General features: G+C 42.1%; 5 protein-coding genes. All 5 read right to left on the bottom strand.

Translation table 11 applies throughout. The features are described from left to right. Positions 1-127 precede the first annotated feature (127 nt). On the bottom strand, positions 128-2,884 hold the full coding sequence (locus NFS18_RS08520) for a YodL domain-containing protein (RefSeq protein ID WP_251389650.1): 2,757 nt from the start codon (positions 2,882-2,884) through the stop codon (positions 128-130). Positions 2,885-2,965: 81 nt separating this feature from the next. Next, entirely contained in the window at positions 2,966-10,648 is a 7,683-nt protein-coding gene (locus NFS18_RS08515; RefSeq protein ID WP_251389649.1) for a DEAD/DEAH box helicase family protein, read from the bottom strand. 68 nt (positions 10,649-10,716) lie between these two features. Next, on the bottom strand, positions 10,717-11,817 hold the full coding sequence (locus NFS18_RS08510) for a DUF5688 family protein (RefSeq protein WP_251389648.1): 1,101 nt from the start codon (positions 11,815-11,817) through the stop codon (positions 10,717-10,719). 6 nt (positions 11,818-11,823) lie between these two features. Further along, entirely contained in the window at positions 11,824-11,964 is a 141-nt protein-coding gene (locus NFS18_RS08505; RefSeq protein WP_251389647.1) for a hypothetical protein, read from the bottom strand. Positions 11,965-12,048: 84 nt separating this feature from the next. Further along, positions 12,049-18,342: a SpaA isopeptide-forming pilin-related protein gene (locus NFS18_RS08500; RefSeq protein WP_251389646.1), complete on the bottom strand. Its 6,294-nt coding sequence runs from the start codon at positions 18,340-18,342 to the stop codon at positions 12,049-12,051. Between the last annotated feature and the right edge of the window lie 77 nt (positions 18,343-18,419).

Raw genomic sequence — 18,419 nt, 5'->3', positions numbered from 1 at the left:
GTCAAAGACAGGATATATCATCATAGGTTGTTGCATTTGTCACATAAAAATTTGAAGCACTATCATTCAAAACAAAAAAGCCGGAAGCCACGTTATCATCCGTGACCTCCGACTCATTGTGCTTATACTACACTGTCCTTACACCCAAATCAGCTCCTCTCTCCGGCTTATCTTTTCCCTGCTTTTCCTGGATGATTCTCTTATTGATTTCCAAGCGTTCATGGATTGACGGTTTCTTTTCTTTTTCTGGCATTGTCTTTTTCTGTGCTACTGCCTTTCTTTCAGTTTTCCCTGCATCCTTAACTGCTGTACTTGCTTCAACGCCAGTTCTTGGCACAGCTTCTCTGCTCTCATTTTTCTCTGCTATCTTCTGTTCTCGTCTCTCCTGCACACCTTTTTCTTCCAGGCTGCAAAAGCTCTGCAAATACGGCAGTACATGATTCTGCATATCCGTCAGATCTTCCACATACTTCTGATATTCTTCATTGCCTTTTCCTTGCTGATAGTTAATCCAACTTTCGTCCGTCAGTCTCATTTCATTCTGCAGCTTTAACTGACTGAGAAGACCTCCGTTGCCAGTGCCAATATCTATTTTCCCTTTGAAATGATGCAGCATCTTGTCGCCCTTCTCAGCATAATATACTGTAAAAAACATCTGTGCTGTCGTTTTTGGTTCGTTGGTGTTGGGATCACGGTCAGCATACCAGGCTTTGTCCTGTTCTATGGTTTTGGAATCCAAATCAGATAACTTCTGGCATCTTGGATTCCCCAAATCACTTTTCTCACAATAATTTACATACACCATCGGTTCTATATCTTTTGGAAGCTCCGGTTCATAGGCTTTCAGTCTTTCCAGCAATACGCCTGCACGCACAGACTGGTCACATTCTTCGTCTACGATATCCTTCAGATACGAAATATAGGAATGAATATTTCCACTTCGCAAATCCAGCATCACTTCCTGTACCGTATTTTCTCCTATCTCCACATTATCTCGATACTCATACGGATCAAATGCTTCTGCAATCTCATCCAGTGCCTCTGCCAGCTGTTCTGTAGTCATCTTCTCTGGATACATTGCTTCTCGAACATCCCGCATCGGTACGTACTTATAGTCCGGCAATGCTTCATGAATTTTCTCAATCCCTTCCCGTACCAGTGCAAGTTCTCCATAAAATCGAACATCGTCCATCAGATTTCCAAGTACTGTATTTCCTTTTACGATTGCAAATTCAGCATCATCGTAGTAACTGTCTTCCGGATCACGATAGATAATCCCCATACTGCATACTCGATAGGCATTTTCAGGATTTTCCCTATATTTTTCATAGACCGCAGCAATCTGATTAACATCGGTACTTTTTTCATAAGCTCCCATATCATGGAACTCATCGCATTCTGCTGCAAAGTATTCCAGATACGGTTCTTTCTTCGGTGGCATATTGTTAAGTACATTATCAATCATGTTATAATTTGCCTCTTCCAGTTCTTCTACCTTTGCCAATGGCTTATATTCGCCCTGGCTTTTCTGAATCTCTGCCATTACAACCTCATCCATTTCTTCTACCTTTTCCATCAACTGATCATAATCTCCACGGATGCGTTCTCCAGTCCATCCTTCGTCTTCCAGAAGTTCCTCTGCCGCTTCTTCAATAGAAATTTCACCATTTTCATAGACGCCACCATCCATCAGGCGGAAATCTTCATCGTAAAAGGAATAATCATATCCTTCTTCTGTTCTCTGAATAGCAAAGTAACGTTCTCCTACCTCATATGCCAGTTCACTAAGAACCTGTTCTTCCAGATTCAGGAAAGAATCCAGCTGTTCAAAACTGATACTGTCTACAAAATGAGCTGTTACTTTTTCCCCATCATTCAGAACTACGATATCACTGACAGACAGGGAATGCCCACGGAAGTCTTTCGGTCTATCAATGTTGAACCTTTCAAAAATATCATCCAGTGACGTATTTCCCAGTAATTCGCCAACATAGACCAGCTTATAATCTTCTTTTTTTATCTGCATACCATGACTTTCAATAAAACTCATATTCATAAATGCATAGTTTTCACCCGGTGAATCATCTTTGATCTGATAAATACCAAAGGTTCGCCTTGTTCCTAACAACAGGTTTGCCTCTTTCAAAGACTGAATATGCGGATATTTTTGCATTTCCCATTCCAGGTTACGAAAACGCTCCCGTTCTGCCATGGACATCTGATAATGCTCCGGTCCTCGTTCGATTTCCTTGCGTTCCGTAACATAGACCGGTGATGAAAAATTAGTAATCAGATAGATATCTGCTCCTGTATCGTATAATTTCAGTGCTTCTTCCTGATCAATGACACTCATAGGCTCCTGAAATGCTCCAAAATCTTCATCTGCATAATCCAGATCCTGATCCCTTATCCGTTCCCACATCTGTAATTCCATACCAAACAGCCCTTCGTGTGCCTGTATCATTTCTTTACTTGCATACTCTCCCTTACCGCCATCGCTGCCCAGGCAATAAATCTTAGAACCCATTCTGTGATAATCCAAAGCTGCTTCTTTTCTGAGCGGCACCATGTCTTCTGCTGTATATCCATAATCACGTAATTCCAGCTTACCTATGGTTGGATCTGGTAGGTCCTGAATATCCATTTTTGCATCATCCAGAAGTTCCTCTACTTTATCTTCATCTGCCTGATTGATTGCATCTGTCAGATTTCTTACCAACGTCCTTACTTTCTCTTCCTCGCCAATCAGATTTGCATATTCAGAAATCTGTTCTTTTACATCTGTTGGAAATTCTACGCCTCTACGCTCTGCCTGATTGATCCGTTCCTGCGTATATTCCTGCATTTTCTGTGTTTCTCTACCTATTATCATACTTCTTGCCATGTAAGTTCCTCCCGTATTCTGAAAGAAGGCATAACCCACAGAACATTCTTTCTGCCAGATTATGCCATCTTCCTTGTTTTCTTATTCCAGACCGAAGTCCCGTTTTCTATTTTCCTTGCCAGTTTCACTTTCCCGCTGACTCTTTTCTTTATAAATCTGCAGCTTCTCATGGATAGAACCTCGTGCCGGTCTTTCTTCTTTCTCTTTTGATTCCGACTGCTCTGTTTCTGTATCTTCCCGTTCATCCATATTGAGAAGTGCATTTAATTCTGACAGCCGCTCCAGTTTTTGGCTCAGTTCCTCTTCTTTTGGAAATGGCTTCCCGACTTCCTCTTTGGCATTTGCCATCTGCTCCTGTACCGTTTCCAGCCGTTGTTCTGCTTCTGCCAGTTTCTCCGGATAACTTTCTAAAAGATTATTGATACGAGTGATATTTCCCAGGGCATCGGCTCCCAACCGAACTTTAGCTACTGATTCATGCTTTACAGACAGGATAAACTCTTTGCTCCAGCTGTCGAATTGGATTCTCATGTTAAATCCCTGATAACTTCCAATGTCCATAGCTGCATCTACAGACTTAATGTCTTTGCAGACCGCCAGAAGAGCCGCTCCTGCCTCTTTCTTTTCTGTGAACACTTTGCCACTGATTTCCATAGAAAACTGCTCTGGATCTGTAATTTTATGCTCAGAAAAATGAGCGATATCTGCCTTATAGCTGTCAATAATCTCCGTCAGTTTTGCAATCTGTTGCGGGAAATTCCTTGCAATATCATCTTCCAGTCGGTATTGGTTATTCATGTGGTTCGCTTTTAAAAGCTTTAATTTCGCCACATCCACATCCAATGCCATCTTCTCTTTTACTGCTGGATTTCCGGTTGCAAGTGCTTTGACCTCTGCATAGGACAGCGCCGCTTCGTCCACATCTTCACAACTTCTGACCGGTGCTTTGCTCGTCATAATCTGGGAGATGAATTTCTGCTTATTCTCGATCAACTGCCACATATAACTGTCGAATGTGGATTCTGTTACATACCGGAAGATATGAACCTTTTTATTATGGTTTCCCTGACGGATAATACGTCCTTCCCTCTGTTCCAAGTCAGATGGTTTCCAGCCAATATCCAGATGATGCAGGGCAATCAGACGATCCTGCACATTAGTTCCCGCACCCATTTTTGCTGTTGAGCCAATCAAAAAACGAACCTGTCCGGATTTTACTTTTCCAAACAGCTCCGTCTTCTTTGCTTCTGTATTTGCATCATGAATAAACGCAATCTCTTTTTCCGGCACTCCTTTTTCCATCAGCTTCCGTTTCAGGTCATCGTAGACATTAAAACTGCCATCGCCTTTTGGTGTGCTCAAATCACAGAAAATCAACTGTGCTGATTTCTGTGCTGCTGTATCTTTCCAGATTTCATAGCTTTTCTCTGCACAGACTGCTATTTTACTTTCCGGATTATCTGGCAATAATTCGTTCACCAAACGCTGATCCAGTGCTAACTTCCTTCCGTCATTGGTAATTTTCAGCATATTATCGACCGAGGCATCTACCCCTCCGTTTCTGACAACTTCTGCACGTTCTCCAAGGCTTTCTACAATTTCTTTCTGCTGTTCCGTTGGTTTCAGCACCACTGTTTCATATTCCGCTTTCGGCACTGGAAGCTTTAATTGATCGGAAGTCTTGATATCTGCAATCTCCTTGAACATATTCATCAGTTCCGGAATATTATAAAACCGTGCGAATCTGGACTTTGCACGATAACCTGTTCCTTCCGGTGCAAGTTCGATACTCGTGACAACTTCTCCAAAAGTGGAAGCCCAGGAATCAAACAATCCAAGTCCCATATTTTGTAATTTACTGTTCTGCAGATACCGCTGCATAACATATAATTCCGTCATGCTGTTACTGATTGGTGTGCCTGTAGCAAAAGTAATGCCTTTTCCTCCGGTAATCTCGTCCAGATATTGACATTTATTGAACATATCTGCCGACTTCTGTGCTTCGTTCTGTGCAATCCCGGCTACATTTCTCATTTTTGTATAAAGAAACGCATTTTTATAGCTGTGTGCTTCATCTACATACAAGTGATCCACTCCCAGTTCTTCAAACGTAACTACCTGATCTTTTTTCTCTTTCTGATTCAGTTTTTCCAGCCTTGTCTGCAGTGTCTTTCTGGTCTTTTCAATCTGTTTGACGGTATAATGTCCGCCATCCTGTTCATACCTTGCACTCTGAATTGCCATTTCCAGATCATCAATCTGCTTCCGTAACATGGCTTCCTGACGTTCATCAGAGATTGGAATACGCTCAAACTGGGAATGTCCAATGATAATAGCATCATAATTTCCCATAGCGATCCGGGCACAGAACTTCTTTCGGTTTGCCGGTTCAAAATCTTTCTTGGTTGCTACCAGGATATTGGCTCCCGGATATAACTGCAGAAACTCCGCTCCCCATTGCTCCGTCAAATGGTTTGGAACGACAAAGAGGTTTTTCTGAGATAATCCCAGACGTTTGCTCTCCATTGCAGCCGCTACCATCTCGTAGGTCTTCCCAGCTCCTACTACATGAGCCAGAAGCACATTCTCTCCGTAAAGCTGGTGTGCAACAGCATTTTTCTGATGCGGACGAAGCTCTATTTCCGGATTCATTCCTGGGAAAGTCAAATGACTACCATCGTATTCACGGGGACGGATGCTGTTAAATCGTTCATTGTACACTTTTACCAGCCTCTCTCGTCTCTGCTGGTCTTTAAAAATCCAATTCTTAAATGCTGCTTTCATGGCATCCTGCTTCTGTGATGCCAGCATGGTTTCTTTCTTATTAAGGACACGGATCTCATCACCATTTTCATTGACACTCTTATCATAGATGCGTACATCTTTCAGGTTCAGGGTATCTTCCAGAATCTTATAGGCATTTGCTCTCTCAGTTCCATACGTTGCATAGGCAAACGCATTTTTGGGACTGTCGGCATTCTTTCCTGTAATCCTCCACTCACCATTTACCTCAGAGAATTTCACCTGTATTTCTTTCTGAAGCAGATACCATGGTGTATGCAATGTTTCTTGCATAAAATCCTGATAATCCGAAGGTTCAATCCAGGTAGCTCCAATACGCACTTCAATCTCCGATGCTTCCAGATCTCTCGGCTGAACTGCCTCTAGTGCACGCACATTCGATGTGAATTCCGGATGATTCTCTGCAAAAGTTCTCGCAGTATTTAATTTATCCCTAACATTTCCGGAGAGATATTCATCTCCGCTTTCCCACTGGTCTGTCAGTGGATTTTTGAAGATAACTCCAACCAGCTCTTCTGTAATTTTCTCTTCGGTCTTTCCGGTCAGCTGTGCCATATATGGGAGATCTACTTTAGCCCTTTCATTTAAAGACAGAGCAAGTGCTTCTGTGGCTGTCTCCACACTTGTCACAGCAACCGCCTTTTTGATGGTTCGTTTGGTGAACATGTCCGCTTTCCGCTTCAATGTTCCATCTTCATTCAAGTCTTCCAGGGAACACAGCAGACAATAAGAAGAGTCATCAGAAAATGCCCGTTTATTAGCATTACTTCCAATAACTCCATACTTTGCTGTGTAGGTATCATACACCTGATTCAGTTTTTCCTGCTGTTTTTGGATTTCTTCGTCTGTGACAAATTCTTCCATCTGCATGGCGATCAGCTCACGAACGATATCACGGATTGCAACCATGCCTTTTACACGTTCTGCAGTGGCTGCAGGCATTTTCACCTGATTCATCAAAGAGTTGACACGATAATATACCTGATCATCTACCACCGTATAGCTGTAATTTCTAACATTCGGATCTGCCGGAATACTCTCTGGCATCTCATCCAGTTCTGTTTCCACATCTACTGCCGGTACCATGCTTCCCTTAATTTGTTTCACAGCTTCTTGTAACTGTAATTCCAAATCAGCTCCTTCCATTGGAGCACAGATTGTTTCCATACCATACGGACCGGACACTTCTTTCATCTCACCCAGAATCATTTCCGGATGCTGAACAAAATACTGATTGACCGTAATTCCATTGACATCACTATCCAGATTTATCCATTCCGGCATTTCTTTCGTAAGGCTTTCCCTCTTTTGGAAAAACAAGATATCAGCACTGACTTCTGTTCCCGCATTTGCCTTAAAAGCTGTGTTCGGCAGTCGGATTGCTCCCAACAGATCTGCCCGCTCTGCCAGATATTTCCGGACTTCCGGTGACGCCTTATCCATAGTTCCCTTTGTTGTGATCAGTGCCGCCACACCACCTGGACGTAACTGATCTATCGTCTTGGCGAGAAAGTAATCATGGATCATGAAATTGTAGCGATCATACTGACGGTCATTGACCTTGTATGCACCAAATGGCACATTTCCAATCGCCACATCAAAAAAATCATTAGGATAATCTGTCTTCTCAAAACCTTTGATCTGAATATTGGCATCTGGATAGAGTAGCTTTGCAATTCTACCGCTGATACTGTCCAGTTCCACACCATAGAGTTTGGACTGGTTTAGATTCTCCGGAAGCATTCCAAAGAAGTTCCCGACTCCCATAGATGGCTCCAGAATATTTCCTTTTGTAAATCCCAGATTCTCCAACACCTGATACATACTTTCAATCACAATCGGCTGTGTATAATGAGCATTTAAGGTGGAAGCTCTGGCTGCAGCATATTCCTCTGGTGTAAGAACCGTCTTTAATTCCAAATATTCTGTCTCCCATGCAGCTTTTGTCTCATCAAATGCATCTGCAAGACCTCCCCAGCCAACGTACCTGGATAAGATTTCCTGTTCTTCCGGTGTTGCATTGCGATTCTCATCCTCACATTTCTTTAACAACTGGATAGCCATGATATTGGCACGGAACTTTTCTTTTGCTGTACCCTGTCCAAGCTCATCATCTGTGATGCGGAAGTTCGTTGCTGGAATCGGTTCTGATATTCCGTTAATCTCTTCCAAAGATTTTTTTCCTTCCGATACCTCAACTTCTCCAGATAATTCTTTTTCTTTTTTATCATAATCTGTCCACACACGTTGAGAAATAGCAGTAAAATACGAGGACTCTTCCCCCATAATTTCTTCCCTGATTTCCCGTAATTCATCTAAGGTATCCGCATTTACAGTTTTGTTGTGATAATGATAATAAAGTACTTCTTGTCCGAGTTTTACATCCAGACGTTCCAATTCTTGTGTTGACATTCGATTCCAAATATCATCTTTTTCCGTATGAATCGTGAAACCTTCTCCATCATCATGATATTCTAATGTGTATTGAAGTCGATTCGCTTCTCCCTTAACTTTACAATCAAAATCATGAATTGTTGTTCTGGTACCAGACATATATTCTGAATCAACTAATCGCAAATCCGTTATATCTTCCGCTGTCAAAGTATCCTGCTCCAGCTGTTCTCCTAACATCTGCTGTGCTTCTTCCAAATCTGCCAGTCTTTGTGCTTCCTGTCGTTCTTCGTACTTTTCCATTTCTTCCGGTGACAAATAATCATCTGTGCGGATTAACTGGCGGACACGTTCTGCAACTTTGTTCCACTTTAATAAAACTTCTACCTCTGGACTGCCAATTTTCCCTTTTGCAAGTTTTAATCCTTTTGCATCATGGGATGCGTCGGAAGCATCTGCTCCTGGTATTCCGGGTGAAGAACCACCTGTTCCATACTCATTTTTCAGGAATTCAGCTGCATCTTTCATATCATGGTGCTCCATGAAATATTCATAAATCCGGTTACGTCCTCCGGCAGTAATGCCGCCTCTTCTTAACACTGCATCTATTTCATCCTGTGTGATAAAGGATAGCGCCGGCCGCTCTACCTTGAATTGCTGATCCACCCAGGAAAAATCTCTCTGGAGATCACGAAAGCGCTGAAAATACACTGGATTGTGCTGTATTTCCCAGCGATGATAATCTTCTGGATTCTTTTCCATATCTTCCTGAAGCCATTCAAAACGATAGGCTGTCGCAGCTGCTTCCTCCGGTTCTGTCCAAGCCGCCCCCACTACGTCCTGCCAGTCAGAATAAGACAACTGCTCTTCTCTGTTTCTGCTCGTATCACGGAAATGGAGTGCCAGAAGATCTGTCATTTCTTTCTGTTCCTGCTCGATAGCATTATTGGAGATAAGATTATCAACGTAATTTCCCTCCTCATACATATCCTGGATCCTGTCAGCAGCTTCTTCCCACGTAACGATACGGTCAAAGTTTCTTCTTGCAGAGTCACCTCTCCGGATACGAATACCATCGTTGTCGTACCAGATACTGATTTTCTGACCATCTATGGTAAATCCTTTTCCTCCAGTACCATATTCATCTTTCAGGAAGCTTTGCATTTCTTCATTATCCAGACCTTCGATCAATCTTGCAGTAATGTGAAACAGTGTATTTTTCTGTCCGCTTCCTGTTCGGAGAATATCATCTACCACTTCATCAGAAATAAGAAAAGCGGCTGGCTGTTCTAATGCAGCTGCCGCTTTCCTTATTTCTCCTAACTGTTCCTCTTGTGTTGGGAACAGGCTTAATTGTAAATAATCTCCTGAATTACCAGTTCCTCTGCCTGTGCTTTGATCTGGTTCATGTGTCTGGTCCATGCCATTGTGTCTGCCATCTTGTCCGGTGCCGGATCTTTCTCCAGAAGTTCGTTCATTAGATTGTCTACTCTCTGTCTTGCCTGACTGTCGATCTCCATCAGATGACTGTCCAGACGATTCTGCAGTGTCAGAATGTTGAACCTGGCTACCTTGTGATTTCTCAGATACTCTTTCCTCATCATTCCGTACTTCCCGATCGTCCCTCTCGTCTCCTCCAGGCTGATATCCGGAATCTGGTATTCTCCGTTCTGACTGTAACTGATCTCTCTCATAGTCTGCTTCCTCCTTATTTTCTTCTCTATCTGCTGTACTATTTGCTATGCTTTCACGGATTAACGTGTTAAATTCATTATAAACTACTTCTTTTTCTTTTGCAACCGTTTTCAGGTCATTTTCCAGATCCTTCAGAACATATCGTCCAATCTGCATCAGGACTGGTCTACTGATTTCGTTGACTGCACTTCCCAGATGTCCTAATACTTTCAGCTGATTGAAGTCCGTTATATGCCGAAAATCCTCCGCATCCAGATATTCCTGTGCATCCAGCCCACATCGGTTTAGCAATACATACCAGACACTATTGGTCATCAGTTCCCGGAATTCTACTTCCTGATTCTGTTCGTCCAGTTCTTCCAAAAATGTCCCTGTTACATCCAGTCTCAGTTCTTTCAATGCATCTGGAAGCCATTCCTGCATACTCTCCTTCGCCGCCTGATGCAGACTTTCAGCAAGTCCTCCTTCTATATCTTCCAGTGATAACTGCTCCTGCAGATAATCTGCCACCAGCTGTTCTCCTTCCATTAGAAGATTCCATAACTGAGGATTCTTTCCAAGATTCCGCACTTTATAAGTGTCCTGCACATCAAATACATACCGAAGTTTTGTTTTCGGTCCAGAAGTATTGTCAATCAAGGCAATCCCCTTAGATCCCTTTTTGATCCATCGGTACATCTTCTGATTCCAGATTTCCATGGATGCTACGGCAGTTGCTTCCGGTCGCTGTGCATAAATTAAAAGCTGTTCTGGAAAAGTGTATTTGTACAGTCTGGATGCCGTGTTTAGGAACCGCATCCATTCCTGCGGACTGGCAGCTACATCTTTTGCCACCTCTTCCGTCAGCTGTTCCATTGCATATAATTTATTTGCCATGTGCTACTCCTTTTCATAAAATCAGGGACTGCTTAGCACAGTCCCCTTAAAATCATCGTTGTTTCTCTTTATAATGCTGCGGCAAGATCTTTTGACTTATCCTTTGGGGCTTTATTTACCTCTTTCGCTTTGATCTCTGCCTTGGCTTTCTCCAATCTTCCATGGATTCCACCCTTTGAAGCCGCTTTTGTCTCAGCTTTTTCTGCTTCTTTTGCTTTTTCAATACGTGCTTCTCTGCGCTCAGCATTTTCCATAACTGCCGTCTTTCCATCACAAAACTGAACTTTATCGGAAAGCTGCTCCTGTCTTTCCACCTGTGTCTCATTGACTTCCTGCACCATTGCATTTAATTCAGAAACCTGAAAAATTCCGTTATCTGGGATAATCAGCACTTCATGAATGGAAGATGGGATGACAAAGTAATTGCTTTCCAGGCATTCCCCAATCTGTTTACGAATATCTTCCTGCAGTAACAAAGAAGCTCCATTCATCTTTGATTCATTTGTAAGACAGAACATTGGATTCTCCACGGTTTCCATATCCAGTTTTTCATTTAAAAGATTTTTTGGTGTTCCTCCAAAAATCATGGATTCGATAATCTGTGTCATATCTACCAGTCGCACTCCTCTGTTCCTATCTGCCATCATCGCATCTGCCTGAATCTGTTCAACAGATACTCCCCATTCATTCATCAGAGAGATTGTTACCGGAATACTGCTAATCCCTTCTCTATTTTCCTCCAGATTTATTGCATAATAAGCTGCAAAATCTCCATGTTCTGTGAATGCTTTGTCTTCCAGACGATCTGTATTCCATTCCTTGTCACAAATTCTCACCTGTAATTTGTCTTTCATCTTTTCATAATCCAGAATATCAGGAACTCCCATATTCAAAAATTCTGCTTTGCCCTGTGCCTCAATACGCATGTCAGCTACATCACCAACACAAGAATCTACATCTTTTCCATTGATATATTCCTGATAAAGGGAATCCAGATAGATTGTTGGTACGATTCTCTGATCTCCATTTGGAATTGTGATACCTGTCAGCTTCAACCCATTATTCTTTTCAACTTCCTGAAGTTTAATCTCGCCTTCCTCATAAGACTTTGGCAAATATGCCTTTACATTATCTTTTACATATTCATAAAATTCTTTTCTGTTCATCATACGTTATTACCCCTTTCTGATTATGTGATGGTTCATTCTTTTTCTGCTGACCATCTGCTCGGCTTTCTTCTGATAAGCCATCATTCTCTTTAAAGTTTTCTCCTGGTTCTTTTTTGCTTCCTGTCTTTTTTCCATTGTTTTCATCATAGTTTTCTGTTCCTTTCTTTCATTAGTTGTATTGAAAAGGGAGCCCTGATTCAGGGCCCCCTTTACTGCAAATTAATTACTTTACTATTTTCTGTTTTTCTTTTTTCTGATATAAAGTCCTGCCATACCTCCTGTGGAGATTACCAGAAGAAGGATCGGCAGCCAGATATTTGTGCTGTCACCTGTTTTCGGTGCGTTTGATACCTTCGTCTCTTCATGGGACTGTGGTGTCTCCGGTGTGTTCGGTGTTTCTGGAACTTCCGGTTTCTCGTTTGTCAGATTGAAAGTAACTTCCACAACTGGTGTACTGTCATTCACATAAGAAAATGTCACTTCATGCTTGGTCTGATCCAGCGTGTATCCATCCAGTGTTTTTGTTTCCACCAGATAATACTTGATAGCGGTATCATATTTGCCATTCTTAAATGTGGCAATCTCATACAGCTTGCTTTCTGCATGACCGGCAGCATCTGTCTTTAAGGTTTCCAGAACTTTTCCTTTGCTGTCACGGAGTTCAAATTCTACCCCTTTCAGTGGTTCTCCTGACGATTTATCTGTCTTATTGAGAATCACTTTTCCCTTAGCAGTATCATCTTTCATAACCACTTTTTGGATTTCTCCGGTATCTTTCACATCAAATGTCACATCAGCAGTCATAAGATATCCTTTCGGTGCCTGCTCTTCACGTAAGGTATATTTACCGATTGTCAGTTTTTCGATATAGTGTGTTTCCTCTGTGGAAATCCAGCTCTCTACTACCTGATCGTCCTTATCGAGAATCGTCAGTTTCGCACCTGGAATCTCAGTTTCTCCTGTGATATCAGTCTTACTGATCTCTACTTTTGTCACATCATCTTTCATCTCATGCTTCTGAACCTCTGCTGTATTCTCTACTGTGAAAGTAATACTTTCTGCAGTGACATATCCATCTGCCGGTTTTGTCTCTGTCATGGTGTATTTCTTACCAACAACCAGTTCTTTGATCACATGGGATTCTTCCGTAGAAGTCCATTCATCTACTGTATTGCCATCTGAATCCGTTACTTTCAGGTGTGCACCTGGAAGTTCTTTACCTGTTGTCAGGTCTGTTTTGGACAGCTCCACTGTGGTTGGCTGATTTTCAAAAGTAAAGTCGTAGCTTACTTCTGCCTGGTCTTCTCCGGCATATTCAAAGGTAAATTCCTGTACTTCTTCTGTTGTAACAAATCCGTCCGGCGCAAAGATCTCTTTCACATAGTATTTTCCGTCTACCGGAAGATCTGCCGTAAAAGTAATCTGTCCTTTTTCATCTGTTACTCGCTGCTCGATCAAACTGTCTTTCTCAAGAAGTACCTCGCCCTTTGCATTTTTGATATCTTCACTGGTATAAAGACCGAAGACACCACCTGCAAGAACACGTTCTGTGTCTTTTTCTTTCTTCAGAACCGTAACCTTTACTTTCTGACGGGCATTCTGCCATTTTTCATCATAAGTGATGACTGGTGTATTCTGGTCTCGGTAGGAAAGGTCAACATATCTCGGCTCTCCGTCCAGCACATAACCATGGGCTGTTTTTACTTCCTTCACATAGTATTTTCCAGCCGGTAGATCTCCCATCTGTGCAACACCATTGGAATCCGTAGTAATGGTTCCTACTTTTTCATCTGCTTTGAAATAATCTTCGCTGACACCATCTGCCGCTTTGATATCTTCCGCAGCAAATACATCGAAAGTTACATCTGTAAGACTTCCAGTTACATATTCAAAGAGATGCTCCACAGTACCTTTTACATGATCCAGAAGTGTCACTTTATCCAAAAACTCTCCATTTTTGTTGATGATCAGAAGTCCTGTCGGTACTTCATCTTTCATCTCTACTTTCTGAATCTCTGCGGTATCTTCCAGCGTGAACTTCACATCCGTTGCTTTCAGATAACCATAAGGTGCCATTTCCTCACGAAGGGTGTATTCCTCTCCAACTGTCAGTCGTTTGATCACATGTGGCTGATCTTTTACAGAAATCCACTGATCCACAACATTTCCTTCTTTATCAAGAACGGTGAGTTTTGCCCCATCCAGTTCCACACCTGTTGTTACATCAGATTTTGTGATTTCTACTGTTGTCGGCTGGTTCTTTTTCACTGTTTTCAGTTTTACTGTTTTCACATCCTGTCCCTGGTAAGAAGCATCCAGTTTCAGAATTTCATCAGAGGATACAAATCCCACCGGTGCTTTTAACTCTTTCACATAATACTGTCCAAGTGGCAGATCCAGCGTACATGCTGCAAGACCATCATTATCAGAAGTCATTTTCTGTAAGAGTGTATCTGCTTTCACAATCACTTTTCCATCTGCCTTGATATCCGCCTTGTTATAGATACCAAAGACAGCTCCTGCTACGGTTGCACCATTTTCTGCATCCTGTTTTTCTACCTGGATTGCAACTTTCTGGCGGTCATCGCCAACCGTCACTTCCTGTTCGATCACAGGTGTATCCTGATCTGCATAGACAAATGCGACATCTGATCTGTCATGGTTCAGGACAAATCCTTCCGGTGCAGTCTTTTCTACTACATAGTAAGAACCAAGTGGCAGATTATCAGCAACTGTTTTTCCGTCTTCTCCAGTCGTTACCGTTGTTACCAGTGCATCTTTTGCATAGATCAGCTGTCTGTTTCCGTTTTCATCTTTCTGATAATCCGGTGTATAGATATTTTCAGATGCATAGACATGAAATGATGCACCCTTCAGGTATCTTTCTTCATAAACAAAATCCTTTTTAAATCCGGTCAGCATCTCACCTTTTTTATAGATCGTCAACTTTCCTTTTACCGGATGGTTCTCGTAATCTACCGTAATAATGGCCTCTCCACTCTCAGAATCCATCTGGTATGCTGTGTTAGCATCCACCGCAATCTCTACATAATTCTTATTAATCGTGTACCCTTCCGGTGCATTGACTTCCTCAATCCTGTAATGTCCGATCTTCAGATTCTTCGGCATGATCAGATATCCCTGGCTGTCCGTAAAATAGGACTTGTGAGTGGTTGTCACTGGGTAAGTTGTTACCTGTTCCACATACTTTTTGTTGTCCAGGTCATATACCTTAAATTCTGTTCCGGCAATCAATACGGATTTCTTTGTTTCATCGTCTTTTTTCACGATTTTTAGTTTTGCCTTAAACTCTTCATCCAGAAGCACTCGCCAGATCTGCGGCTCATTTGGATGGTGCTCTGTGATATTCACTTCAAAATCATCGACTGGCTTATAATTGTGCGGTGTTGTAGTTTCACGCACGATATAGCTTCCAAATGGTAATGGAATACTGCAGGCATACCCTTTTTCATCTGTGAAAATCTCAGTTGCTCCATTTTCTCCGCTCACTACTGGTTTGGCAGAATCAAAATCATAGCTTCCATCTGCTTTCTTTGTAAGGGAAGATTTCAGATAAACTGTAAATCCAGCTCCAGATAACAGATCTGCATCTGTCTTTCCATTGTTGGCTGCTTTGATGATCTGGAATGGCTGCTTGATGACCTGCTCACTGGAAGTGCACTCTCTTTTTACTTCTGCTGTCATATCTCCTTCATAACTGCACGTAAGATCATGCTCTTCTGCATCTGCCAGGTATCCGGTCGGCGGAGTAATCTCTTTGACATAATATTTGCCAAGATATAAGCCATTTACAGAAGCCTGTCCTTTGTCATCTGTTGTAAGAGAAGCTACCTGCTCTCCTGCTTTATAAATAGTTCCCGTTGCTCCATCCGGGTGCACAATATCTTCACGGGCATACAGACCATAAACTGCACCTTTCAGTGTGGCATCTCCCTGTGGTACTGCTTTTCCTGTTTCTTTATCAACTTTGAATAAATTGATCTTTGCTGTCACACGGTCATTGCTGAAGGTATGGGCAAAAGATACGGTTGCTTCTTTATCATTGGTGTAAGAAAACTTGAACGTATACACATCTTCTGTATTTCTTACATAGCCTTCCGGCGCCTGATCTTCTTTTACAGAATAGGAATATCCAATCGGAAGATCTGCTGTAAATTTTGCAGTTCCATCTTCGCCAGTAGTTACTTTCTCAATCAGCGTTCCTTTTTTCACAACAACGCTTCCGTCTGCATTTCTGATATCATCGGATGCATACAGAGCAAAAATACCGCCTTTCAGTGGTTTCTTGGTGTCTTTATCCTGTTTTACTACGGAAACATCTGCTTTCTGTCTCTCGTTGTTAAAAGTCACATCTGCAAATACAACTTCTTTATTCTGACCAGCATAAGTTAGAGTCACTGACTTTTCTTCGCTGCCGTTATAGAAAGAGTCCGGTGCTTTTGTTTCTTTTACCACGTAGGTTCCAAGATGCAGGTTTTTCAGTGTGACAGAACCATTCTCACCTGTTGTCAGGTTTTCTTTTACAAGGTCACCTTTGCTGTACACTTTTGTGCCATAAGCTGTTACGATATCTGCCCCTGCATACACGTTATACACTGCATTTTTCTGTCTTCGGTTTTCATACTGAAATACCGTTCCATTTTCACTGACATCTGCTCCGGTCAGAACCTGTCCTTCTTTGTAAATGGTAAGCTCTGCCAGCTGTTCTTTATTTTCCACGGTTACAGCTGAGGTCTTACTTGCTACCAGTTTTACATTTGTTGCCGTTGCATTTACTACATATCCCTGTGGTGCTGTGATCTCTTTCAGATAAACCGTATCCTGTGTCTTGATGATCGTAACAGAAGATTTTCCATTCTTATCTGTTGCCGGCATCTGAGTGATCAGCTTTGTACAAGCCTCATCGCTGTATACACCGAATACTGCACCTGCAAGATTGACATCCGCTGTATCGTCTTTCTTTACGATTTCGATCGTAGCCTGTTCAATCCAGGACACCTTTAAGCTTACATATTTTTCATCAGCGACACCTTCTCCAAACACAAATGCCAGATCCTGAACACTTGCATTCGTAGTCAGTTTATATGCTGAATAATCTTTTGTAATACTTCCCTTCATCTTTGCAGAAAAAGTAGCACTTACATCTTTTGTCTGTGTCAGAGGAGCCGAGAGATAAAACGTGGTTCCTCCTCCAATTGTTACGCTTGCACCTGCCGCACTTACATTTCCAGTAGATACATTATGGAGCTTTACTCCCTTTGGTAAGTCCATTGTAATTTTCTGCTGGGAAGATGCGTTGAACTGAATGTTCTCCGTTCTCTGAACATTTCCATCTACATAAGCTTTTACATTCGGTTTGGAAAATGACATCGCTACATCTGGTATTTCCGGCTTATTCACACAATAATTATAGAGTTCTTTTGCCAAAGCCTCGCCTGTAGCATTTGTTCCATAGAATGCATCACTGCTTCCATTGGCATAAGATGCAGCCATGTGAATAATGATGAATCTTTTTCCTTCTGAAAAATCTGTGTGTTTATTAGCGAAAAAACTTTCGCTTCCTGCGGCATCTGTACCGTAATAACACACTTTTGCTAACGCCTGATTGTCTCCAATCTTTGTAATTGTATAATTTCCAGATCCAGGCCCTGGCTTAGCTGGCTGTACACAATACGCAATTGCTCTGACGCTTCCGTAGCTGATATAGTACGGCTCTGTCAGATAGGTTCCAAGATTATAATCTGCATATCTATACAGAGGTCCTTTTTCAATCGTTACCTGCTGTGTACTTCTTGCTGAATAAGCCGAAACTGCTTCAAAGGTTGCAATCTCTCCCTCTTCCATAGATTCAAGATCCACACCTTCGTCTCCTGCCTGTTCCAAAACATCATGAAGTTCTAACCCTGATTCTTCATCATAGGTATCCTGATTCTGTGCCTGCTCGACTAAATCATCAAATTCATCAGCATCAATATCGGTAATCTCCGAGTCCGATTCTGAATCCTCCGCTTCTTCTGTCTGCTGTTCACTGCCAGCTGTTTCGGATTCGGTTACTGCTTCACTCCCTGCAGTTTCTGTCTGCACTTCTGTTTCTTTCTCACGCACAATCAGCTTTCGGCTGATCTGGTACTTCGGATGCTCCTGATTTACCGGTTCCACATAATAGACCGCTTTGTAAGTGTCCGCATGATCTGTCGTAAAATCCTCATTCTTGTCGTTCTTTGCTTCCTCAAATATGACTTTGACCTTGTTATCATCCTTGATTTCCAGTCCTGTGTAGTCTGATTTCACATCAAATACACTGCCTGTTTCGATTTCATAATCTTTGGCAGTCACCACCTCATCTTCATCCAGAAGGTCTTTCACTTCCTCATAAAGTGGCGGTTTTTTCTCTGGCTGGATCTCCGCTGCATATGCAGTCATCGGAGATAACACGGTACTAAGCATTGTCATGCCTGCCAGCAAGCCAGATACTACTTTTCTAAAATTACCTTTTTTCTTCATGCTAAGGTCCTCTCTTTCATATATTTGTGGCAATTGTTCAGAGCCACTATTTTTTTATAAAACAGACAGTCCTTAGA

Origin of the sequence: Mediterraneibacter agrestimuris (genome assembly GCF_943193195.1) — a bacterium.
Taxonomy (GTDB): Bacteria; Bacillota; Clostridia; order Lachnospirales; family Lachnospiraceae; genus Schaedlerella; species Schaedlerella agrestimuris.
Note: the sequence above shows the minus strand (reverse complement) of the source record. Positions and strands in the feature narration are given on the sequence as shown.